Below are 21,360 nucleotides of genomic sequence, written 5' to 3' on the forward strand. Positions count from 1 at the left end.
CGGCACGTAACGTGCGCACCGTACGGTGCGCAGACGGGATAAGGAAGCTATGTCGATCTTCGACTCACTGTTCGGCGAATATGGCGGCGACCTTGCTATCGACCTGGGTACCGCCAACACGCTCGTGGCCGTAAGGGGCCAGGGCATCGTCATTAACGAGCCCTCGGTCGTCGCCATCGACAAGAGCGAGAGCCGCGTCCTTGCCGTTGGCGCAGACGCCAAGCGCATGATTGGCCGCACGCCTGGCTCCATCATCGCAGAGCGCCCCCTCAAGGACGGCGTCATCGCAGACTTCGACGTTACTGAGGTCATGCTCAGGTACTTCATAGAGAAGGCTCGCGAGCGGCGCTATCCCTGGTCGCCACGACCCCGCGTTGTCGTCTGCGTTCCCTCGGGCGTCACGTCCGTCGAGAAGCGCGCCGTCTTCGAGGCAACCATTCAGGCCGGTGCACGCCAGGCCTACCTCATCGAGGAGCCCATGGCAGCCGCCATTGGCGCCGACCTTCCCATTGAGGACCCAACGGGCTCGATGGTCGTTGACATTGGCGGTGGCACCACGGAGGTGGCCGTCATCTCCATGGGTGGCATCGTTGTCTCCCAGTCAATCCGCACCGCGGGCGACGAGTTTGACCAGACCATTCTCGAGCACGTCCGCGATGCCTACAACCTATCCATTGGCGAGCGAACGGCCGAGGACATCAAGATCAAGGTAGGTTCGGCGGCACCCCTTGCAGAGGAGCTAGACGTCGAGGTCAACGGCCGAGACGTCATGAGCGGCTTGCCCAAGACGGTCCGCATCGAGAGCGAGGAGATTCGTCGTGCCCTGGATCGCCCGCTCGACGAGGTCACGAAGGCCGTCAAGGACGCTCTCGACGTGACACCGCCCGACCTTGCCTCAGACCTCATGTTCTACGGCATCCTGCTCACGGGTGGCGGCGGCCTTCTCCGCGGTCTTGACCAGCGCCTTCGCGAGGAGACTGGCGTGCCCGTCAACGTGAGCCCCACTGCCCTCGAAAACGTCGTCACCGGTTGCGCCAAGGTTCTCGAGGCCAATGCGCTCTCCGGCGGCTTTGTCCAGAGTACGGGCCAGTAAGGGTGCCGCTCGGAGGAAACCGAGCCCCATCGGCGGGGCTGGGAAACAACAACCAGGGCACGGGCGGGCGCGAGCTCGTCGTGTGCCTCATCGTCTCTGTAGTGCTCTTCACCGTGGGCGTGCGCACGGGGGATGATGGCCCGCTCGCTGCCGTTCGCGGTGGCTTCCAGACCATTACCACGCCGGTACGGCTTGTGGGGTCTGTCATCTCCATGCCCTTCCAGGGGCTGGGAAACATCTTCTCCAACCTTACGGCGGACCAGGCCACGCTTTCGGAGCTCCAGGAAGAGAACGACCAGCTGCGCAGCAGGAATGCTGAGCTTGAGGAGGCAGAGCAGACGGCTACTCGTCTGCAGGGGCTTCTCGATCTTCAGAGTACCTACAATCTGCAGTCGACTGCTGCCCACATCATTTCCGGCTCTAGTGACTCGTGGTCATCTACCGTTACCATCGACAAGGGCACCAGCTCGGGCCTATCCGTGGGCATGCCGGTGACCTCGTCCTCCGGCGTCATTGGCCAGATTGTCGAGTGCGGCGCCACCTCCTCTACGGTCCTGCTCGTGGACGACGAGTCCTCGAGCATCTCTGCCATGGTCCAGTCGAGTCGGGCGCAAGGCATGCTCAACGGCTCTGCCGCAGGTGAAGTGAGCCTTGACATGATTCGCACCGATCAGACGGTCGAGGTGGGAGACATCGTTGTCACGAGCGGATTGGGCGGCGTCTTCCCCAAGGGTCTTCCGCTGGGCAAGGTCACAAGCGTCGAGAAGAACCCCGGCTCCATGTACTACACGATCGTGGTCGAGCCGTACGCCCATACCGAGAATGCCGAGGAGGCCCTCGTCATAACCTCGCTCACGGATTCGCAGGTCGCGACCTCGGAGGACGTGGCCGCAGCTGACGCTCAGGAGACCTCTGCGAGCACGACCGACTCCACGGACACCGACTCCAGCACGGACTCCACTGCCACCGGCTCTGGCAGCGCCAATAGCAATTCCACCACGGGCACGTCAACCACGTCGTCGACTTCAACGTCGACCACGTCTATGAGAAACTAGGGAGGGGAGGGCTCGCCATGCAGGTGGCCGACAAGAACAGGGACCGGCGGGGCACGCTCGTCCTCGCCATTGCGTGCGCCGTGTTGCAGCTTGCGCTTGCACCCAACATCGGGCTCGGCAACGGGCGCGCCAACTTTGCCCTCATCTTCACTGTCTGCGTTGCCTTTAACGTGGGCGGGAGGAAGGGCGTCCTTGCGGGCTTCTTCGCAGGGCTGTTCTTTGACCTCTCGACCACCGGGCCAGTTGGGCTCATGGCGGGACTTTGCGCTGCCGCGGCCTACGTGATGGGCCAGGAGGGGAGAAACCGCATGGCAGGAGAGTTTGGCGCGAGCGTCGCCGAGTTCTCCATCGCCACGCTCGTGGTGTCTCTCGTCTACCACCTTGCCATGCTCATGGTGGGGCAATCCTCGTCGTTCCTCGATGTGATTATCCTGCGCACGCTTCCCACGGCGTTTCTCACCATCATCGCCTTCCTGCCCTTTGCCTGGATCTACTCGCGTTCCACGGGTGGCGGGCCCAACCTCTCGATGGGTGGCCGGCGCCGCGGCGGTTCGCACCTCAGCACCAGGGGCCTCTAGGGTCGCATCATGAGCTTCACGGTTATTATCATCATCGTCTGCGTTGCGGTGGCGGCGGCACTTATCGCCGTGTTCCTTGTCTTTGGACGTTCCGAGACCAATTTCAAGTTTGACATTGGGGGCAACGGTCCCAAGGCCTCGGGCGGGTCCGACACGTCGGCAGAGACAACCACGCAGGGGCGTCTTGTGGGGCAGGCCGCCGTTACTGGCGGAATCTTTGCCGTCCTCCTGGGCAAGCTCTGGTCAATGCAGCTGCTGTCTTCTGACGAGTACGCCCAGCAGGCCGAGTCAAACCGCACGCGGACCGTCTCGGTTCCGGCTCCGCGCGGGCGCATCCTGGACCGCAACGGCAAGGAGATCGTCACCAACCGCTCGAGTCTCACGGTTCTTGCCGAGGCGGACGTTGCCAATGACGACATCGAGCTTACACTCATAGGCAATCTCATTGGCATGCCTGCCCTTGCTGTCAAGCGCAAGGTAGAGGACTCCTCGGCAGGTGCCCAGAGCATGCGCTCCGTGGCAGTAGACGTGTCGCGTCGCGTCGTGGCGTTCCTGGGGGAGCACCCCACCGTCTTCTCGGGCGTCTCGGTGGCAGAGAGGACCCAGCGGTCCTATCCCTATGGCTCTCTTGCCGCGCACGTGGTGGGATACACCGGCACCGTGACCTCGGACCAGCTCAACGCCACAGACTCCTCCGACGAGGGCGCCGTGCACTACAGCTCTGGCGACACCGTGGGGCAGTCGGGTGTTGAGCTCCAGTACGAGAGCGTGTTACAGGGTGTTGCCGGCGAGCAGACCGTCTACGTTGACGCTGACGGCAACGTGCTTGATTACTCCACGTACGTCGAGCCACGGAGTGGCTCCGACGTGGTGCTCACGCTTGACATGGACGTCCAGAAGGCGGCAGAGGAGTCCATCGTCAAGGTTGCCGAGTACCAGCAGAAGGCAGGCTACTCTGCCACGGGTGCCTGCGCCATCGCCATTGACTGCACAAACGGCGAGGTCATTGCCATGGCAAGCTATCCCACCTACAGCCCAAGCATCTTCGTGGGCGGCATCTCGACCAGCGACTGGGAGGCGCTGCAGTCCGAGGACGCGCACTTCCCGCTCATGAACCGCGCCATCTCCGGCCAGTATCCCTCTGGCTCGATCATCAAGTCGCTCACCACCCTCGCCGCACTGAGCTACGGCATCGCCACCGCCAGCTCCTCGTGGTACTGCACCGGCTGGTGGACCGGCTTTGGCAAGGATTACGGCATGAAGTGCTGGTGGACCTCTGGCCACGGTGAGGTGAACCTCGTCACAGGCATCACCTACTCCTGCGACGTCGTCTTCTACGAGATTGGCAAGGGCTTTTTCTACGATAAGGACAACCCAGAGGGCATGCAGGACACCTTCAAGAAGTTCGGCCTTGGCTCACTCACGGGCATAGACCTCCCCAGCGAGGCGGAGGGCCGCGTGCCCGATGCCGAGTGGAAGTGGAACTACTGGTCGAGCGCCACGGAACAGCAGCGCACATGGCAGGGCGGCGACAACTGCAACCTTGCCATTGGCCAGGGCGACCTTCTCGTTACGTGCATGCAGATGGTCGATGCCTATGCGGGCATCGCCAACAGGGGGCCCATCTACAAGCCGCACGTTCTGAAGAGCGTGAAGAGCGCCACGGGCTCGGGTACCGTCATCGATTACAACCCGGAGGTCATCATCAACACCGACGAGGACTCGGCAAACCTCGACATCGTCGACGAGGGCCTCTCCGGCGTGGTCTACCAGGAGTCCCCCACCCAGACGGCCCACTGGACCAACCTCGACGTTGCCGTCCGTGGCAAGACCGGCACGGCAGAGCAGACCTCCGTGGGCGAGCCCGTAGGCTGGTTCATGGCCTTCGTGCCCGCCGAGAACCCCAAGTACGCGGTTGGCGCAAACATGGACCGCGTCCTCTCGGGTGCCTCGTCGGCCATGTACGTGGTCCGTGACATCATCGGTGCCATCTATGGGCAGCCTGATGACGTCTCCTACGACACGACCAACGTCGACCGGTAGGAGGGGCGGACTCATGGCAAACATGGCAAGAAGACAAGGCCTTCTCAACTCTGCGAGCAACCACCTCAATCGGGGGTCCTCGAGAAGGGCGTCCACGGGCTCCGGCAGGCTTGGGAAGACCCTGGGCGGGCTCTATCTCTCGCAGCTCATCCCCGCGCTTCTTCTCGTGGTCTACGGCGTTGTCGTCGTCTGGTCCGCATCGCTCACGATTGCCGAGGCAAACTTCCCCAGGCATCTCGTGGGAATTGCCATGGGCCTGGTGGGCGCCGTTCTCGTCTGGCGCTACGACTACCGTAACCTCCAGGGCATGACGCGTGCGCTCCTCATTGTTGCGTGCATCCTCATGATCGCGCCCAAGATCCCCGGCCTTGGCTACTCGGCGAAGGGCATCACGGGCTGGGTCAAGGTGCCTGGCGTTGGCATCACGTTCCAGCCATCTGAGATTGCCAAGCTTGTGGTGATCTACCTCATGGCGGCACTTGGCGCCCAATACAACGGAAAGATCGAGTCGCTTCGCGACTACGTACGCCTCTGTGCGATCCTCCTGGTGCCCTTTGGCCTGATTCTTCTCCAGCCAGACCTGGGCACCGGCCTGGTGCTTCTGGTGTTTGGCGCAACGATCATCATTTGCTCGGGTGCCAAGCGCAGCTGGGTGCTCGTGACCATTGCGCTCATCGTTGTTGGCGCTGCCGCCATCATCGTGACGTCCATGCTCGACGGCTTCCCGCATATTCTGAAGACCTACCAGCTCAACCGTCTCATCGTGTTTGTCGATCCCTCGGTTGACCCAACCAACAACGGCTACAACCTGCAGCAGGCAAAGATCGCCGTAGGGTCTGGGGGGCTTCTCGGCAAGGGCATCGGCAGCGCTACGCAGGCCGGCAACGGCTTTCTTCCCGAGGCCCAGACCGACTTCGTCTTTGCCCTTCTCGCCGAGGAGTTTGGCTTTGTGGGTGGTTTGGTGCTGCTCGGACTCTTCGCGTGGATGATTCTCTCGACAATACTATTGGGCATGCGCTGCGAGTCTATGTTCGGAAAGCTCGTGTGCGTGGGCTGCGCCGCCATGTGGACGTTCCAGGTGCTCGAGGAAGTGGGCATGTGCATGGGCATCATGCCTATCACGGGCATCCCGCTCCCGTTCATCAGCTATGGCGCAACCTCCATGATCGCGCAGCTCATGGCCGTTGGGATGGTACAGTCTGTGTGGAGGCACCGGCAGAAGTCCGCGTAGCGGCGGCCGATCGTAAGGAGGATTATGGCGCGCAAGATTTCATGGGGAAAGATTCTCGAGGTCGCCGGCGCAGGTAGAGACGCTCGTGAGGGTGGCTCTGAGGCCGTGCGCGTCTGGGTGCGCATCTCCTCGGGCGCGCCCCGGGGGCTTGTGCTTGCCATCAAGGAGGCTCTTGTCGCGCGCGAGGCGACAGGCCTCGTGGACGTTCGTCCCGTCGACGCCCCCGCGTCCGATGGCGTTGCCCCCGATGCCTTGGTGATCGTTTGCGGAGACCAGGCTGCCTCGGAGGCCGCGCTTGCCCGCGATGCCGCCCGGCGCGCCGTGCCCGTGGCGCTTGTGGCCGAGTCTGCGGTCGAGGTTCCCGACGTCGACCTTCCCGAGGAGTCCCTGCCGTTCCTGGAGGTCCTCGCGTGCGCGGATGCCCTCGCGCTCGTCCCCCGCCTTGGTACCTGGCTCGTGGGGGCCACCGACAAGGGCCTGGCGCTTGCGGCAAACTTCCCCTTCTGCCGTCCCGCGGAGGTCGACTCGCTGGTGAGGCGCTGCGCCATGGAGAATGCCGCCGTGGGTGCAGTGACCCTCATCCCTGGCTCCGACATGGCGGTCATGACTGCCAACCAGGCAAAGCTTGCCCTCGACATCGCGGTTGCCTATGGGCGTGGTCTCGACCCCTCGCGTGCGCTGGAGCTCGCGGGTGTGGTCGGCGCCGGCTTTGGCTACCGCGCGCTGGCCCGCGCCGTCTCCCGCGCCGTTCCCGGCCTCGGCTGGGCTTTCAAGGGCGCCATGGGCTATGCCGGCACCGTGGCCACGGCACGAGCGCTGCAGGTTCGCTTCGACTTCGAGGATGGCTCGCTGCGACCGCACGGCGAGGAGATCTCCCGTCAGGCGCCGTCACGCCACCTCGAGCTTCCCGGGAAGTCCGGTGAGCACGCTTCCAAGCAGCGGGACGGCAGACATTCCCGTACTGGACGCGCATCCGCTCCATCGTACGTGGTGCTCTGCCCCGACGGCTCCGTGGGCAGGGGTGAGTAGCCGTGCGCCTAGCCCGAGAGGACCTCTTCCGGCTCATCGAGCCCCTGTTGCCGCTTGTCGAGAAGCCCTCGCGCTACCTCGATCACGAGTGGGGCGCCGTTGAGGAGCAACCCGGACCCTTCCATGCGTGTCTCGTCTATCCCGACGCCTATGAGGTCGGCCAGCCAAACCTGGGCATCTCGATTCTCTACGATGCTCTCAACGCCGCTGACGGCATCTCCTGCGAGCGCTGCTACCTGCCTTGGCATGACATGGCGGACCTCATGCGCGAGCGGCACGTGCCGCTTCTTGCTCTCGAGTCTGCGGCCCCCCTGGCCTCCTTTGACCTGGTGGGCTTCACGCTTGCCCACGAGCTCGTTGCTACTAACATCGTCGAGACCCTCGACCTTGCCGGAATCCCCGTTCGCGCGGCGGAGCGCTCCGATGACGATGCCATCGTCATCGCTGGTGGCCCTTCCGTGTGGAACGCGGAGCCGCTTGCCCCAATGTTCGACGCAATTCTCCTTGGAGACGGCGAGGACGCCATCGTTGAGATGGCCGCCTGCGTGCGTGACGTCCGGGCGGCAGGGGCATCGCGCGCAGACGTCCTCATCGCGCTTTCGCGCATTCAGGGAGTCTACGTTCCCTCGCTCTACGACGTGGTTGTGGACAACACGTCTACGCGCTGGGGCTATGCCGTGCCCAAGCCTGGTACCGGCGCACCAGAGGTCGTGCTCAAGCGCTGCGTCGCGGACTTTGCGTCCACGCCTGCGTGTGCGGAGCACATCGTGCCATACATGGGGATTGTCCAGGACCGCCTTGCCATCGAGGTCCTGCGCGGCTGCGCACGCGGGTGCCGCTTCTGCCAGGCGGGCATGACCTACCGTCCCGTGCGAGAGCGTCCCATGGACCAGGTTGTTGAGGCGAGCGAGCGCGGCCTTGCCGAGACGGGCTACGACGAGCTCTCCCTCACGTCACTCTCGACCACAGACCACTCTCAGTGCGCACCCATGTTGAACGAGCTCGATGCGCGTCTCTCAGGCCGTGGCATCCGCGTCTCCATTCCCTCTCAGCGTCTCGACTCGTTTGGCGTTGACATGGCGAACGCCGCCTCTGGCTCCAAGCGCGGCGGCCTCACCTTTGCGCCCGAGGCAGGCACCCAGCGCCTGCGCGACGTCATCAACAAGAACGTGACCGAGGAAGACCTCGAGCGCGCTGCGAGAAACGCCTTCGAGCACGGTTGGCGTCGCGTCAAGCTCTACTTCATGATGGGGCTTCCCACCGAGACGGACGATGACATCCTGGCGATACCCGCTGCAACTCACCGCGTTCTCGAGATAGGCCGCGAGGTCGTGGGGCGTGGCAAGAAGAGCAAGGTCCAGGTCTCGGCCTCCGTTGCCGTCTTTGTTCCCAAGGCGTACACGCCGTTTCAGTGGGCGGGACAGCTCGAGGTGGGAGAGGTCGAGCGCCGTGCCAGGCTGCTCCTTGGCGCCAACACCGACCGCGACGTGAAGATCTCCTATCACGACCCCAGGACCTCGCTTGTGGAGGGGGCGCTCTCCAAGATGGGGCGTGCTGGCTTTGACCTGGTGCTTGCCGCATGGCGCCGTGGGTGTCGCTTTGACGCGTGGACGAGCGAGTTCGACTATGACGCCTGGGATGCCGCCGCGCATGAGCTTGGCTACGACCTTCCTTCCATTGCGTCTGAGGGCTTCCCGCTTGACGCGAGGCTCCCGTGGGACCACACTTCGCCCGGCGTCTCTAAGGGCTTCCTTCAGCGCGAGTGGCGACGTGCAGCCCAGGGCGTCACCACACCGGATTGCACGCGCGACTCCTGCGTGGGCTGCAATGTTTGCCCCACGCTTGGTGTGGCCAACGTGGTTTGGGGCGAGCGCGCATGATCAACACCGTCGCAATCACCAACAGCAAGCTCAACCAGTACCGGCTGCGCGTGCGCTACCGCAAGGACGGCCGGCTCGCGCATCTGGGGCACCTCGAGGTCATTAACACCATCAACCGAAGCGTGCGTCGCTCGCAGCTTCCCTTTGCGGTTGGCAACGGCTTCGCGCGTCGCATGCGCCTGCAGTTCTCGCAGGCTCTTCCCGTGGGGGCGGCGTCGATGGGGGAATACTTCGACCTCTTCCTGACCGAGGAGGTGGACCCCAAGGTGGCACTCGAACGTCTTGTCGCGTCGAGCCCCACGCTCTTGGCACCAACGGCGGCGGCCTATGTTCCCTATGGCCTGCCTGCCCTTGAGGCATGGCTCACGCGCTCCACATGGAGCGTGAACGTGATCGACGAGACCAGCGTAGAGGCGCTTGCCCGGGGCGTAGAAGCCGCACGCGCAAAGGGAAACCTCACATATTTGCGCGGCGAGAAGGAAAAGCACGTTGACCTTGGGCGCACGCTCGTCTCGTGCGAGGTGCGCCCCAGTGGCAACGGCTTTCTTCTCGACTGCCGTTCCACCGAGGCGGGTTCGCTCAGGCCGGCTATTCTGATTGGTGCCGCCGCTCGGGAGGCGGGGCTTGACATGCCGGCGCTTTCCGTGTGCAGGGTCGCTCAGTGGCACGAGGATGAAGATGGGAGTCTTGTGGAGCCATTGTAGTGGGTCTTTCCTTGGGCTCCTAGCAGGCTAGACTTATCAAGGTTGTGCGGAAAAGCGTCAGGCCTCGGCCACCCGATTCAGTTTCCCTTGCGGCACCGCAGGTCAAGGCGATTTTTCGTTGACGGTTTTCCGCGCGGCTAGTAAGATAACTTACTGTTGCACTCACGCCAGCAATGAAGGGTTACACACATGTACGCAATCGTAGCAACTGGTGGCAAGCAGTATAAGGTTGCCAAGGGCGACGTCCTCGACGTCGAGAAGCTCGACGCGCAGCCTGGCGATTCGGTCCAGCTCGACGTTCTCCTCCTGAACGACGGCGAGAAGACTATCGTTGACCCTGCCGCCCTCGAGGACAAGAAAGTCACCGCCGAGGTCGTCGACCAGCACAAGGGCGAGAAGGTTCTTGTCTTCAAGTTCAAGAAGCGTAAGCGCTACCACCGCACCAAGGGTCATCGTCAGAACCTCACCAAGCTGAGGATTTCCGAGCTCCCCACCGCGTAGCCTCACCCACTCCGTCCACTTCAGATAGGCAGGTAGCACTATGGCACACAAGAAAGGCCTCGGCTCGTCTCGCAACGGCCGCGATTCCCACGCCCAGCGTCTTGGCGTGAAGATTTACGGCGGTCAGGCAATCAAGACCGGCCAGATCATCGTTCGTCAGCGCGGCACCCACATCACCCCCGGCGATAACGTTGGCCGTGGCAAGGACGACACCCTGTTTGCACTCGCCGACGGCGTCGTGCAGTTCAAGAAGGGCACGAAGCACGTCGTTAACGTCGTCACGGAGTAGCGGCGCGCGTCATACGTATTTTGTTGGGCCCTGCTTCGGCGGGGCTCGTTTCATATCGCGCCATGCGCACGTCCCCTGTGAGTTGCCGTACCATCAGGGGCAACCGAGGAGGAAACCATGGTCACATTCACAGACTTGTCTCACATCAATGTCAAGGGCGGCGACGGCGGCGCGGGATGCATGTCCTTCCGTCGCGAGGCGTACGTCCCCAAGGGAGGCCCGGACGGCGGCGACGGTGGCCATGGCGGCGACGTGATCGTCGAGGCAGATCCGCAGCTCTCGTCACTCATCGACTATCGCTACAAGCATCACTTCAAGGCCGAGCGTGGCACGCATGGCCAGGGTAAGCGCATGCATGGCAAGGACGGTGCAGACCTCGTCCTTCGCGTTCCGCTGGGAACCGTCGTGCGCGAGCTTGATCCGGCAACGCAGAAGCCCGTCTATCAGATTGCTGACCTCACCCGCCCCGGCGAGCGCGTCGTGGTGGCCCCCGGCGGCATGGGCGGCCTTGGCAACACGCACTTCGTGACCTCAGTGCGCCGTGCTCCTGCGTTTGCTGAGAAGGGCGAACCGGCCCAGGAGCACTGGATCGAGCTCGAGATGAAGCTCATGGCTGACGCCGCGCTTGTGGGTATGCCGTCGGTGGGGAAGAGCTCCATCATCGCGCACATCTCGGCTGCGCGCCCAAAGATCGCCGAGTACCCCTTCACCACGCTCGTCCCCAACTTGGGCGTGGCCCGAGCGCGTGACGGCCGCTCCTTTGTCTGCGCCGACGTCCCCGGTCTCATTGAGGGTGCCTCGGAGGGCAAGGGGCTGGGGCACGAGTTCCTGCGCCACATAGAGCGTACGGCTCTTATCCTGCACGTGGTTGACGTCACGGGTGGGTTCGAGGGCCGCGATGCCGTAGAGGACTACCGTACCATCAACGCGGAGCTTGCCGCCTATGCCTCCGAGCTGGCCAACCGCCCGCAGATCGTGGTTGCCAACAAGTGCGACATGCCTGGTACCGAGGATGCCGTCAAGGCCCTCCGCGAGGCCGCAGAGGCAGACGGGCACACGTTCCACGCCATCTCTGCCGTTACGGGCGAGGGCATTGACGTCCTGGTAAGCGACACGGCAGATTCCGTTGCCAAGCTCCGTGCCGAGGCGCCCGCGCCTACGGGCGAGGCGGACGAGGCGTCCGCACGGTGGGAGCGCCGCCGCCAACAGCGTGACCGCACGATGTCGATCAAGCGCGAGGGTGCGCACGTGTGGCGCGTGACCGGCGCGGCAATCGAGCGCATGGTCATCCAGACCGATTGGGACAACGACGAGGCGGTGGCGTACCTGCAGCACCGCTTTGACCGCGCGGGCCTGGACGACCGCCTGGAGAAGGCTGGCTGCGTCCCCGGAGACGAGGTGCGCATCCTCGAGCTTGCCTTCACCTACGAGGGCGAGCCTGCCGAGGATGACTACGCCGAGCTTGCCGAGGACGAGCCGGACGTTCACGACGACGGGGGCGAGGAGTAATGGCCAACATCCCCTCGCTCGTTGTTGCCAAGGTGGGATCGTCCACCCTTGTGGACGAGCGCGGCGCGCTCGATCGCGCCTTCATCCGCACGCTCTGCGACCAGGTGGTCGAGCTCGCTCACGAGGGTACCCACGTGGTTCTCGTCTCCTCGGGTGCCGCCGCGGCCGGTCGAGACGAGCTGGGGCTTTCCGGGCGTCCCTCTGACATCATGACGCTCCAGGCCTGTGCGGCCGCGGGTCAGGCTAAGCTTACCGAGGCGTACGCAGACGTCCTTGCCGAGCGCGGCATCCCCTGCGGGCAGGTCCTGCTCACGCGCCGCGACGTTGTGGATCGCGAGGCGTACCTCAACGCGCGCAACACCCTGATGCGTCTCATCGAGCTCGGTGCCATGCCTGTTGTCAACGAGAACGACACCGTCTCCGTGGCCGAGTTCGCCTTTGGAGACAACGACATGCTTGGCGCCATTGTGGCCGGGCTCGTCTCGGCAGACCTGTACGTGATCCTCTCTGACGTTGACGGCCTCTTCACGGCCAACCCCCAGACCGACCCCACCGCCAAGCTCATTGAGCGCGTGAGCGAGGTGGACGGCCGTGTCTCCTCCATGGCGGGGGGTGCGGGGACCAGCTACGGCACGGGCGGCATGGCATCGAAGGTGCGCGCAGCCCGCGCTATGCTCGCTGCCGGCATCCCCACAGTCATCTGCCGAGGCAGGCGCGAGCGCGCTCTCGTTGACGCCGCCCATGGCGTGGGCGTTGGCACGCGCTTCGAGGCCAGCGCCAAGGGGACCCCGCACGAGCTGGGACGCAAGCTCTGGATTGGCCTTGCCGAGGTCGTTCGCGGCACGCTCGTTGTAGATGACGGTGCCGCGCGTGCCGTTACCGAGCGCGGCGCCTCGGTTCTTCCCGTTGGCGTGGTGGAGACTCGTGGAACCTACGCCGCCGGAGACGTGGTGGACGTCCGCGACCTTGCCGGCACGCTGCTGGGCAGGGGAGCGGTGCGCTACTCCTCCGAGGACATGTCACGCGTGCGCGGACTCAAGCTTGACGTGATCTCTCGCTTCCTGGGCGAGGACGCGGCCCAGCCCGCAATCCATCGCGACGAGCTCCTGGTCTTCTAGCTGGTTACGGGTTGCCACAAACAAACCGTGTGCTGCTAGGATAGGCGTACTTGACTGGACTTCGAAGGGAGCACCACATGTCTGAGGCTCGTACAAAGGCGGGACTCGCAAGAACGGCCTCGCATGCCCTGGGGCAGGCTGCCGCTGCCAGTAGGTCTGCTGCCATTGCTGCCGCCGCAAGGCTCATCCGAGAGCGGACGGACGCCATCGTGGCTTCCAACGGGCACGACATGGAGCGCTCTCGCAGGGCCGGCATGCCGGGCCCCCTTCTCGACAGGCTCATGCTGGACGCCAAGCGGCTGGACGGCATTGCGTCCTCGCTTGAGGAGATATCTCGTCAGGATGATCCTCTCGGCCGCGTGAGCTGGGGTCGCACCCTTGACTCCGGCGTTCGCGTTGAACGAGTATCGGTGCCCATGGGCGTTGTCGCGATCATCTACGAGGCCCGCCCCAACGTAACGGCCGATGCGTTTGCCCTCTGCGTGCGCTCTGGAAACGCCTGCGTCCTCAAGGGCGGCTCCGCTGCCCGTGAGTCCTGCATGGCGCTTGCAGCCTGTTGCAGGGATGCTCTTGTCGAGGCGGGCCTTCCCGCAGACGCCGTGCAGTACGTTGACGACGACGCCGAGCACACACAGACCTCCGAGCTCGTGCACGCCACGGGGCTTGTGGACGTCCTCATCCCGCGTGGCGGCGCCTCGCTCATCCGCTACTGCGTGGAGAACGCGACGGTCCCCGTCATTGAGACCGGCACTGGTAACTGCCACATCTACCTGCATCGCAATGCTAACGCTGAGAAGGCCGTGAACATTGTGGTCAACGCCAAGTGCTCGAGGCCCGGCGTCTGCAACGCTGCGGAGTCGCTCCTCGTTGACGCATGTGCTGCCGAGAAGCTCCTGCCGCCCGTGCTCTGCGCCCTCCACGCACACGGCGTTGAACTGGTGGGAGACGAGCTTGCACGCAGGGTCGCTGCAGAGACCCAGGTTCCCATGGGAGTTGCGACCCAGGATGACTGGGGCAGGGAGTATTTGGACCTCAAGATGAGCGTGAAGTGCGTTGAGGATGTCGCCCAGGCCATCGAGCACATCAACCGCTATGGCACTGGCCACTCCGAGGCCATCGTGAGCGACTCCTACGAGGCGTGCGAGGCATTTCTCGCCGGGGTGGATGCGGCCGTGGTCTACGCCAACTCGTCGACGCGCTTCACTGACGGCGGCGTCTTTGGGCTTGGCGGCGAGATTGGCATCTCCACGCAGAAGCTGCATGCCCGCGGACCCATGGGCGCCTCTGCCCTCACTACCACCAAGTACGTTGTGCGCGGGGATGGTCAGGTGCGATGAGCGTTGATGCTGCTGCGCTCAGGGAGCGCGACCTGCCGGTGCTTGGCACCGATGACAGCCGGACCTACAGGCTGGGCATCATGGGCGGCACCTTTGACCCTATCCACAACGGGCACCTTGTCGCCGCCGAGCAGGCCTTCGATGACCTCGGCCTCGACCTCGTGGTCTTTATGCCCGCCGGACGTCCCGCCTTCAAGCAGGACCGCAATGTGAGCTCCGGCGAGGACCGCTATGCCATGACACTCCTCGCAACGGCGGACAACCCGCACTTTGTTGCCTCTCGCTTCGAGGTGGACAGGGAGGGCGTTACCTATACAGCAGACACGCTGCGGCTTCTTCGCTCGCTCTATCCCGAGAACGTCGAGTTCTACTTCATCACCGGGGCAGACGCCATCACCGAGATTGTCAAGTGGCGAGACGCTGCAGATATCGCCCGCCTTGCTCACCTCGTTGCGGCGACGCGGCCGGGCTATGACCTCGATCGCGCATGGGACGCCATAGACGCATCTGGTCTTGCCTTCGACGTCACATACCTTTCTGTTCCGGCGCTTGCCATCTCGTCAAGCCATCTGAGGGAACGGGTCAAGGCGGGTCAGAGCCTGCGCTACCTCACGCCGGACCCGGTTACGGGCTACCTCCACAAGCACGGCCTCTATGGCATGTCGACCAACCGCTACGGGCACACCTCCGAGGTGGTCGCGTGACGGGCTACAAGGACGTCATTGGCCACGCAGAGCCGGACTACAGCGTCGAGCAGCGTGAACTCATCGCGCGCCTGGAGCGAGACCTCAAGGTTCAGCTGGCTCACAAGCAGCACCGCCTTGCACACTCGCTCTCTGTTGCCTCCTGTGCCGAAGGACTTGCCCTCCTCTATGGGGTGGACCCCTACAAGGCGCGTCTGGCAGGCATCCTTCACGACTGGGAGAAGGCTCTCTCTGGCGAGAAGATCGTTTCGCGCGCACGCGAGCTTGGGATTGACATGGGCGTTGACCTCGAGCTGGTTGCTCCGCTGCTCCATGGCATCGTGGCCGCTCGCGACCTGCCAAATAGCTACCCTGAGGTCCCACCAGAGGTGTGGAACGCCGTTAAGGTCCACACCACGGCTGCTCCCCAGATGAGCCCGCTTGACATGGTGCTCTTTGTTGCAGACGGCATCGAGCCGCTCCGTCCCAAGACGCCTGGCATCGAGGCCTCCCGCGCGCTCGTGGGGAGCACCACGCTTGCCGACCTCTTCTGGGAATCTTTTGTCGGTGGCATTATCTACGTGCTCAAAGGCTCAAGGTACCTCTGGCCGGGTACCATCGATACGTACAACAGACTGGCCGCGGCGCGCGAGGGCGCTGGGGCCCGATAGGGGAGAACATGGCAATCACACCTTATGACATCGCACGAGTTGCAAGCATGGCGGCAGACTCCAAGAAGGCCCAGGACATCGTTGTCCTCGACCTCACTGCCAAGACGGATGTCTGCGACTACTTTGTGATCTGCTCGGCAACCAGCAACCCGCAGACCGATGCCATCGTCGACGAAGTCCGCGAGAAAGTCCGCACCAACTGCGGTGTCACTGCCATCTCGACGGAGGGACGCGAGGGCAGGAACTGGGTGCTCATCGATTTTGGCAGCGTCGTGGTTCACGTCTTCAAGCCCGAGACCCGCGACTTCTACCGTCTTGAGAAGCTCTGGGGCGATGCGCCCGAGGTCGACATGGGTCTTGATGACCTGGATGCCAGCGTGGATACCAACGAGTAGCTATGTTGGGTAAGGCTGGGTGCCCTTGTTGCGAAAACACGGGTGCCCGGCTTCCTTGCAAGGACCTCGATGGCATCATTTCATAGGCGTTAACGCTTGAGTCTGCTGTGTGTTCGCTGCGCTTGTCATCCCAGCTCGTTTGAACGTCTGTGCTATTTTCCGAGAAACCGCAGGCACGGTATTCACATTACCGCGCCACAGGTGTCCGGCACGGAGCACGGTTCTAATGCGAAGGGATGGGTACCATGAAGAGCTTTAACGAGCAAACCTTCAGCCGCCGTCAATTTGTCAAGCTGGGAGGTGGCAGCGCCGTAGCTCTTCTCCTTGCCGGTTGTGCCAGCGGCGGCAGCGCCACCAGCTCCAACGCCAGCGCGAGCGACAGCTCCTCGAGCGCTGCAGCCATCAAGCCGGGCTTCATCACGCTGCACGACGAGAACTCCACGTATGACCTCAACTTCATCAACGCCGCCAAGGAGGCGTGCCAGGAGCTAGGCATCAGCGAGGACACGTACATGCTGAAGACCAACGTCCCCGAGGGCCAGGAGTGCTACAACGCTGCCGCCGAGCTTGCCGATGCCGGCTGCAACATCATCTTCGCCGACTCCTTTGGCCATGAGGACTACATGATCCAGGCTGCCAAGGAGTTCCCTGACATCCAGTTCTGCCACTCCACCGGTACCAAGGCGCACACCGAGGGCCTTGACAACTATCACAACGCCTTTGCATCCATCTACGAGGGCCGCTATCTTGCGGGCGTTGCCGCCGGCATGAAGCTCAACGAGATGATCGACTCCGGAAAGATCACCTCCGACCAGGCAAAGATGGGCTACGTGGGCGCCTACACATACGCAGAGGTCATCTCCGGCTACACCTCGTTCTACCTTGGCGCCAAGTCCGTCTGCCCGTCGGTCACCATGGAAGTCACCTTCACGGGCTCCTGGTATGACGAGACCGCCGAGAAGGAGGGCGCGACCAAGCTCATCAATGACGGCTGCGTCCTCATCTCCCAGCATGCAGACTCCATGGGCGCCCCCACCGCCTGCGAGAACGCCGGCGTTCCCGACGTCTCCTACAACGGCAGCACGCAGGATGCCTGCCCCAACACCTACATTATCTCGTCTCGCATCAACTGGGTCCCGTACTACAAGTACGCAATCCAGGCCGTGATGGACGGCTCTACCATCGAAACAGATTGGACGGGAACCCTGTCCACGGGCTCCGTCGAACTCACTGACCTGAACACCTCCGTTGCCGCCGATGGCACACAGGCCAAGCTCGACGAGGTCAAGGGCAAGCTCGAGGATGGCAGCCTCCACGTCTTTGACACCTCCACCTTCACGGTCAAGGGCGCGAAGCTCGACTCCTACAAGGCAGACGTCGACACCGATCCCAATTACACGCCCGACACCGAGGTCGTCTCGGACGGCTACTTCCACGAGTCCGAGTACCGCTCGGCGCCGTACTTCGACGTGCAGATTGACGGCATCGAGCTTCTTGACACCGCCTTCTAAGCTGGCGCGGCCATGAGTGGACGGCCTCCGGTAGTGCGGAGGCCGTCTTTCATTAGTCAGGCAATTCCTTCGAGTGATGGGAAGTCTCGTGGCAGAAATGCAACCAGTCGTGCGGATGAGGCATATCAGCAAGTCGTTTGGCCAGGTCAAGGCCAACAACGATGTTGACCTTGACATATATGGCGGCCAAATCTTGGCTCTTCTCGGCGAAAATGGCAGTGGCAAGACCACGCTCATGAACATGCTCTCTGGCATCTACTTTCCCGATGCAGGCAGCATCGAGATTCAGGGCAAGCCAGTTACCATTGCCTCGCCCAAGGACGCCTTTGAGCATGGCATTGGTATGGTCCACCAGCACTTCAGGCTCGTGAACGTGTTCTCGGCCACGGAGAACATCGTCTTGGGGCTCGATGAGAGCGGTGGGTTCGACCTCAAGGCGGCGACCGAGAGGATCAATGACATCTGTAAGACCTACGGCTTCGACGTCAATCCCAACCAGAAGGTCTACGAGATGAGCGTCTCCCAAAAGCAGACGGTCGAGATTGTCAAGCTCATCTACCGGGGCGCGGGCATCCTCATCCTGGACGAGCCCACGGCGGTGCTCACCCCGCAGGAGACCGAGAAGCTCTTTGCCGTTCTCCGAAACATGCGCAACGCAGGCAAGGCCATCGTCATCATCACCCACAAGCTCCATGAGGTTGAGGAGATAAGCGACCGCGTGGTGGTGCTTCGCAAGGGAGAGAACGTGGGCGAGATGGTCACCGCAAAATCCACCACGCAGCAGATGACCAACATGATGGTCGGCCACCAGGTGACGCTCAACATCGAACGCCCCATGCCAGTGGACCCAGCCGAGCGCATCCGCGTAAAGGGCCTCTCCGTAAGGGACGACGAGGGAATCCTCAAGCTCGACGACGTGTCCTTCTCGGCCTTTGGCGGGGAGGTCCTGGGCATCGCGGGCGTCTCGAACAGCGGGCAGAAAGAGCTGCTCGAGGCCATTGCTGGCCTGCAGAGCATCGAGTCCGGAAGCATCCAGTACGTTGTCGACAACGGTGAGGTCCGGAAGCTTGCGGGTAAGGACCCATACCAGATTTCCTCCATGGGGGTGGCGCTCTCGTTTGTCCCAGAGGACCGCTTGGGCATGGGACTCGTTGGCAGCATGAGCCTCACCGACAACATGCTGCTCCGCTCCTTTCGCGATGGGAAGTCCATCTTTGCCGACAGGAAGGCCCCACGAGAGCTTGCCGAGAAGGTAGTCGACGAGCTTGAGATCGACACTCCGGGCGTCGACACCCCTGTACGGCGCCTTTCGGGGGGAAATGTCCAGAAGGTCCTGGTTGGGCGCGAAATTTCCTCCTCCCCAAGCGTCCTTCTCTGCGCCTATGCCGTACGCGGCCTCGACGTGAATTCCTCCTACCTCATCTACGACCTCATCAACAAGCAGAAACAGTCTGGCGTGGCCGTGGTGTACGTGGGCGAGGACCTCGACGTCTTGCTCGAGCTGTGCGACAAGATTCTGGTTCTGTGCAGCGGCAAAGTGAGCGGCATTGTGGACGCGCGCTCCACCACAAAGAACGAGGTTGGTCTCATGATGACGAGGCTTGAGGGAGGTGAGGCGGCATGATACACATCGCGAAGCGAAAAGAGATGCCACTCTTGCAATCGATGGCCATCAGGGGGCTTTCGGTCGTCCTCGCACTTGTCATCTGCGGCGTCATCACAACGATTCTCACGGGACTCAACCCAATCGACGTCTACGTGACGTTCTTTAGCGGTGCCTTTGGCTCCGCGCGAAAGATTTGGATTCTGCTGCAGGAGATTGCCATCCTGCTGTGCGTCTCGCTTGCCCTCGCACCTGCCTTCAAGATGAAGTTCTGGAACCTGGGCGGGGAGGGGCAGGTCCTCATGGGCGCCCTTGCAACGGCCGCCTGCATGATCCTTCTTGGCGACAAGATTCCCAATGGGCTTCTCATCCTGTGCATGATCGTTTCCTCAATTGTCGCCGGTGCGGTGTGGGGTCTTATCCCCGCGCTCTTCAAGGCCAGATGGAACACAAACGAGACGCTGTTCACGCTTATGATGAACTACGTGGCCACGCAGATCGTTGCCTACTTCATCATTGTGTGGGAGGTACCCAAGGGCTCGGGCAAGATCGGCATCATCAACCAGTCAACCGAAGCAGGCTGGCTCCCGCAGATCGGTGACTACAAGTACCTGCTCAATATCATCTTGGTGGCTATCATCACCGTGCTGATGTACATCTATATCAAATACACTAAGCACGGCTACGAGATCTCTGTGGTTGGAGAGTCCACTAACACCGCGCGCTACGTTGGCATCAACGTCCCCAAGGTCATCATTCGCACGATGCTCCTCTCGGGCGCCATCTGCGGGTTTGCCGGCCTTCTTTTGGTGGGAGGAACTGACCACACTCTCACTACCACCATCGCGAACAGCCGTGGCTTCACGGGCGTCATGGTTGCGTGGCTCGCCAAGTTCAACCCCTTTTCGATGATCGCCAGCTCGTTCCTCCTGGTCTTCATGGAGCGGGGCGCCAGCGAGATTTCGACCATCTATGCTCTTAACCAGAGCTTCGCCGACATCCTTACCGGCATCATCCTGTTCTTCATCATTGGCAGCGAGTTCTTCATCACCTACAGGGTCTACTTCACCAAGAAGTCAGAGGAGGTCGAGAAGGCAGATGTTTGATCTTGTCTCGTTCATCCCCCGTGCCATTGCCCAAAGCATTCCCCTTCTCTTTGGCAGCACGGGCGAGATCATCACCGAGAAGTCCGGCAACCTCAACCTCGGCATCCCTGGTGTCATGTACGTTGGTGGCATCTGCGGCGTCATAGGCTCGTTCCTCTATGAGCACAGCTTTGAGGACCCATCACAGATGAATGCAGCTCTGGGCATCCTCATACCCCTGATCTGCTGCTTGGTGGGCTCGCTTTTGATGGGGCTTCTGTACTGCTTCCTCACTGTCACGCTGCGTGCCAACCAAAACGTCACCGGTCTTGCCATGACCACCTTTGGCGTGGGGTTTGGTAACTTCTTTGGTGGCTCCCTCATCAAGCTTGCGGGCGCGGACGTTCCCTCCATCTCTCTCTCGACCACATCAGGCCTGTTTAGGACCACGCTTCCCCTTGCGGATTCCTTGGGCGTGTTTGGGCAGATGTTCCTCTCGTTTGGCTTCCTTGCTTACGCTGCCATCGTGATTGCGCTCGTCTCTTCTCACGTGCTCACAAAGACCCGCATTGGCTTGCAATTGCGGGCCGTGGGCGAAGATCCCGCTACGGCAGACGCGGCAGGCATCGACATCACGCGCTACAAGTACGTTGCCACCTGTCTTGGGTGCATGATCGCTGGGCTTGGTGGCCTCTACTACGTGATGGACTACGCCAATGGTGTCTGGTCGAACGATGCCTTTGGCGACCGCGGCTGGCTCGCCATTGCGCTGGTCATCTTCACAATCTGGCGGCCCAACGTGAGCATCCTTGCGTCGATTCTCTTTGGTGGCCTCTACATCCTGTACCTCTTCATACCAACAGGCACAGACCTCGCCGTCAAAGAGCTCTACAAGATGCTTCCCTACGTTGTCACCATTGTGGTGCTCGTCATCACGAGCGTGCGCAACAAACGAGAGAACCAACCTCCGGAGAGTCTCGGCTTGCCCTACTTCCGCGAAGACCGCTAGCGTGTGGATGAGACAAAGGGACAGTCCCTTTGTCTC

Annotated in this window: 20 protein-coding genes; all 20 read left to right on the top strand. The window is 62.5% G+C overall.

The genetic code is table 11. The features are described 5' to 3' along the window. The first annotated feature begins 49 nt into the window (after positions 1–49). The 20 genes from NVS32_RS07940 (at position 50) to NVS32_RS08035 (ending at position 21,324) form a co-directional block, all read left to right on the top strand. The gene (locus NVS32_RS07940; protein WP_032111833.1) at positions 50–1,093 is read left to right on the top strand and encodes a rod shape-determining protein; all 1,044 of its coding nucleotides are present in this window, start codon (positions 50–52) and stop codon (positions 1,091–1,093) included. 2 nt (positions 1,094–1,095) lie between these two features. After that, a complete protein-coding gene (gene mreC / locus NVS32_RS07945) occupies positions 1,096–2,148 on the top strand; it encodes a rod shape-determining protein MreC (protein WP_258499332.1) in 1,053 nt (350 codons plus the stop codon). 17 nt (positions 2,149–2,165) lie between these two features. Next, entirely contained in the window at positions 2,166–2,726 is a 561-nt protein-coding gene (gene mreD, locus NVS32_RS07950) for a rod shape-determining protein MreD (RefSeq protein ID WP_258499333.1), read from the top strand. Positions 2,727–2,735: 9 nt separating this feature from the next. Next, positions 2,736–4,769, top strand: a complete 2,034-nt coding sequence (gene mrdA, locus NVS32_RS07955; protein WP_258499334.1) for a penicillin-binding protein 2 — start codon at positions 2,736–2,738, stop codon at positions 4,767–4,769. Between the two features lie 22 nt (positions 4,770–4,791). Further along, on the top strand, positions 4,792–6,000 hold the full coding sequence (locus NVS32_RS07960; protein ID WP_438273329.1) for an FtsW/RodA/SpoVE family cell cycle protein: 1,209 nt from the start codon (positions 4,792–4,794) through the stop codon (positions 5,998–6,000). A 24-nt stretch (positions 6,001–6,024) separates the two neighbouring features. Then, the gene (locus NVS32_RS07965) at positions 6,025–7,029 is read left to right on the top strand and encodes a hypothetical protein (RefSeq protein WP_258499336.1); all 1,005 of its coding nucleotides are present in this window, start codon (positions 6,025–6,027) and stop codon (positions 7,027–7,029) included. 2 nt (positions 7,030–7,031) lie between these two features. After that, on the top strand, positions 7,032–8,909 hold the full coding sequence (locus NVS32_RS07970; RefSeq protein WP_258499337.1) for a TIGR03960 family B12-binding radical SAM protein: 1,878 nt from the start codon (positions 7,032–7,034) through the stop codon (positions 8,907–8,909). Further along, on the top strand, positions 8,906–9,613 hold the full coding sequence (locus tag NVS32_RS07975; RefSeq protein ID WP_258499338.1) for a TIGR03936 family radical SAM-associated protein: 708 nt from the start codon (positions 8,906–8,908) through the stop codon (positions 9,611–9,613). The genes NVS32_RS07970 and NVS32_RS07975 overlap by 4 nt, the downstream gene beginning before the upstream one ends. Before the next feature lie 189 nt (positions 9,614–9,802). Beyond that, on the top strand, positions 9,803–10,114 hold the full coding sequence (gene rplU, locus NVS32_RS07980) for a 50S ribosomal protein L21 (protein ID WP_042089376.1): 312 nt from the start codon (positions 9,803–9,805) through the stop codon (positions 10,112–10,114). A 40-nt stretch (positions 10,115–10,154) separates the two neighbouring features. After that, positions 10,155–10,403: a 50S ribosomal protein L27 gene (rpmA, locus tag NVS32_RS07985; protein WP_032111829.1), complete on the top strand. Its 249-nt coding sequence runs from the start codon at positions 10,155–10,157 to the stop codon at positions 10,401–10,403. 117 nt (positions 10,404–10,520) lie between these two features. After that, positions 10,521–11,912, top strand: a complete 1,392-nt coding sequence (gene obgE, locus NVS32_RS07990; RefSeq protein WP_258499339.1) for a GTPase ObgE — start codon at positions 10,521–10,523, stop codon at positions 11,910–11,912. Beyond that, on the top strand, positions 11,912–13,030 hold the full coding sequence (proB, locus tag NVS32_RS07995) for a glutamate 5-kinase (protein WP_258499340.1): 1,119 nt from the start codon (positions 11,912–11,914) through the stop codon (positions 13,028–13,030). The genes obgE and proB overlap by 1 nt, the downstream gene beginning before the upstream one ends. A 77-nt stretch (positions 13,031–13,107) precedes the next feature. Beyond that, positions 13,108–14,367 carry a glutamate-5-semialdehyde dehydrogenase gene (locus NVS32_RS08000; RefSeq protein ID WP_258499341.1) on the top strand — a complete coding sequence of 420 codons (1,260 nt, stop codon included), beginning with the start codon at positions 13,108–13,110 and terminating at the stop codon, positions 14,365–14,367. Beyond that, positions 14,364–15,071, top strand: coding sequence for a nicotinate-nucleotide adenylyltransferase (nadD, locus tag NVS32_RS08005; RefSeq protein ID WP_258499342.1), 708 nt, complete (start codon positions 14,364–14,366; stop codon positions 15,069–15,071). Before NVS32_RS08000 ends, nadD begins: the two co-directional genes overlap by 4 nt. Beyond that, the gene (gene yqeK, locus NVS32_RS08010) at positions 15,068–15,721 is read left to right on the top strand and encodes a bis(5'-nucleosyl)-tetraphosphatase (symmetrical) YqeK (protein ID WP_258499343.1); all 654 of its coding nucleotides are present in this window, start codon (positions 15,068–15,070) and stop codon (positions 15,719–15,721) included. Before nadD ends, yqeK begins: the two co-directional genes overlap by 4 nt. A gap of 8 nt (positions 15,722–15,729) precedes the next feature. Then, the gene (rsfS, locus tag NVS32_RS08015) at positions 15,730–16,116 is read left to right on the top strand and encodes a ribosome silencing factor (RefSeq protein WP_258499344.1); all 387 of its coding nucleotides are present in this window, start codon (positions 15,730–15,732) and stop codon (positions 16,114–16,116) included. Between the two features lie 245 nt (positions 16,117–16,361). Further along, positions 16,362–17,627: a BMP family ABC transporter substrate-binding protein gene (locus NVS32_RS08020; protein WP_258499345.1), complete on the top strand. Its 1,266-nt coding sequence runs from the start codon at positions 16,362–16,364 to the stop codon at positions 17,625–17,627. 97 nt (positions 17,628–17,724) lie between these two features. Further along, positions 17,725–19,251: an ABC transporter ATP-binding protein gene (locus NVS32_RS08025; protein WP_258499486.1), complete on the top strand. Its 1,527-nt coding sequence runs from the start codon at positions 17,725–17,727 to the stop codon at positions 19,249–19,251. After that, positions 19,248–20,336 carry an ABC transporter permease gene (locus tag NVS32_RS08030; protein WP_258499346.1) on the top strand — a complete coding sequence of 363 codons (1,089 nt, stop codon included), beginning with the start codon at positions 19,248–19,250 and terminating at the stop codon, positions 20,334–20,336. The genes NVS32_RS08025 and NVS32_RS08030 overlap by 4 nt, the downstream gene beginning before the upstream one ends. Then, complete coding sequence (locus NVS32_RS08035; protein WP_258499347.1) at positions 20,329–21,324, top strand: ABC transporter permease; 996 nt, start codon at positions 20,329–20,331, stop codon at positions 21,322–21,324. Before NVS32_RS08030 ends, NVS32_RS08035 begins: the two co-directional genes overlap by 8 nt. Positions 21,325–21,360: the final 36 nt, after the last annotated feature.

The sequence above is a fragment of the Tractidigestivibacter montrealensis genome (assembly GCF_024741235.1).
In the GTDB taxonomy this organism is placed as follows: domain Bacteria; phylum Actinomycetota; class Coriobacteriia; order Coriobacteriales; family Atopobiaceae; genus Tractidigestivibacter; species Tractidigestivibacter montrealensis.

What these genes read in the sequence shown, in the direction of transcription:
- proB (WP_258499340.1), top strand. Translation starts at nt 11,912, where the DNA reads ATGGCCAACATCCCCTCGCTCGTTGTTGCCAAGGTGGGATCGTCCACC.
- NVS32_RS08030 (WP_258499346.1), top strand. Translation starts at nt 19,248, where the DNA reads ATGATACACATCGCGAAGCGAAAAGAGATGCCACTCTTGCAATCGATG.
- NVS32_RS07940 (WP_032111833.1), top strand. Translation starts at nt 50, where the DNA reads ATGTCGATCTTCGACTCACTGTTCGGCGAATATGGCGGCGACCTTGCT.
- nadD (WP_258499342.1), top strand. Translation starts at nt 14,364, where the DNA reads ATGAGCGTTGATGCTGCTGCGCTCAGGGAGCGCGACCTGCCGGTGCTT.
- NVS32_RS08000 (WP_258499341.1), top strand. Translation starts at nt 13,108, where the DNA reads ATGTCTGAGGCTCGTACAAAGGCGGGACTCGCAAGAACGGCCTCGCAT.
- mrdA (WP_258499334.1), top strand. Translation starts at nt 2,736, where the DNA reads ATGAGCTTCACGGTTATTATCATCATCGTCTGCGTTGCGGTGGCGGCG.
- rsfS (WP_258499344.1), top strand. Translation starts at nt 15,730, where the DNA reads ATGGCAATCACACCTTATGACATCGCACGAGTTGCAAGCATGGCGGCA.
- obgE (WP_258499339.1), top strand. Translation starts at nt 10,521, where the DNA reads ATGGTCACATTCACAGACTTGTCTCACATCAATGTCAAGGGCGGCGAC.
- NVS32_RS07975 (WP_258499338.1), top strand. Translation starts at nt 8,906, where the DNA reads ATGATCAACACCGTCGCAATCACCAACAGCAAGCTCAACCAGTACCGG.
- NVS32_RS08025 (WP_258499486.1), top strand. Translation starts at nt 17,725, where the DNA reads ATGCAACCAGTCGTGCGGATGAGGCATATCAGCAAGTCGTTTGGCCAG.
- NVS32_RS07960 (WP_438273329.1), top strand. Translation starts at nt 4,792, where the DNA reads ATGGCAAGAAGACAAGGCCTTCTCAACTCTGCGAGCAACCACCTCAAT.
- NVS32_RS08035 (WP_258499347.1), top strand. Translation starts at nt 20,329, where the DNA reads ATGTTTGATCTTGTCTCGTTCATCCCCCGTGCCATTGCCCAAAGCATT.
- rpmA (WP_032111829.1), top strand. Translation starts at nt 10,155, where the DNA reads ATGGCACACAAGAAAGGCCTCGGCTCGTCTCGCAACGGCCGCGATTCC.
- mreD (WP_258499333.1), top strand. Translation starts at nt 2,166, where the DNA reads ATGCAGGTGGCCGACAAGAACAGGGACCGGCGGGGCACGCTCGTCCTC.
- NVS32_RS07965 (WP_258499336.1), top strand. Translation starts at nt 6,025, where the DNA reads ATGGCGCGCAAGATTTCATGGGGAAAGATTCTCGAGGTCGCCGGCGCA.
- NVS32_RS08020 (WP_258499345.1), top strand. Translation starts at nt 16,362, where the DNA reads ATGAAGAGCTTTAACGAGCAAACCTTCAGCCGCCGTCAATTTGTCAAG.
- rplU (WP_042089376.1), top strand. Translation starts at nt 9,803, where the DNA reads ATGTACGCAATCGTAGCAACTGGTGGCAAGCAGTATAAGGTTGCCAAG.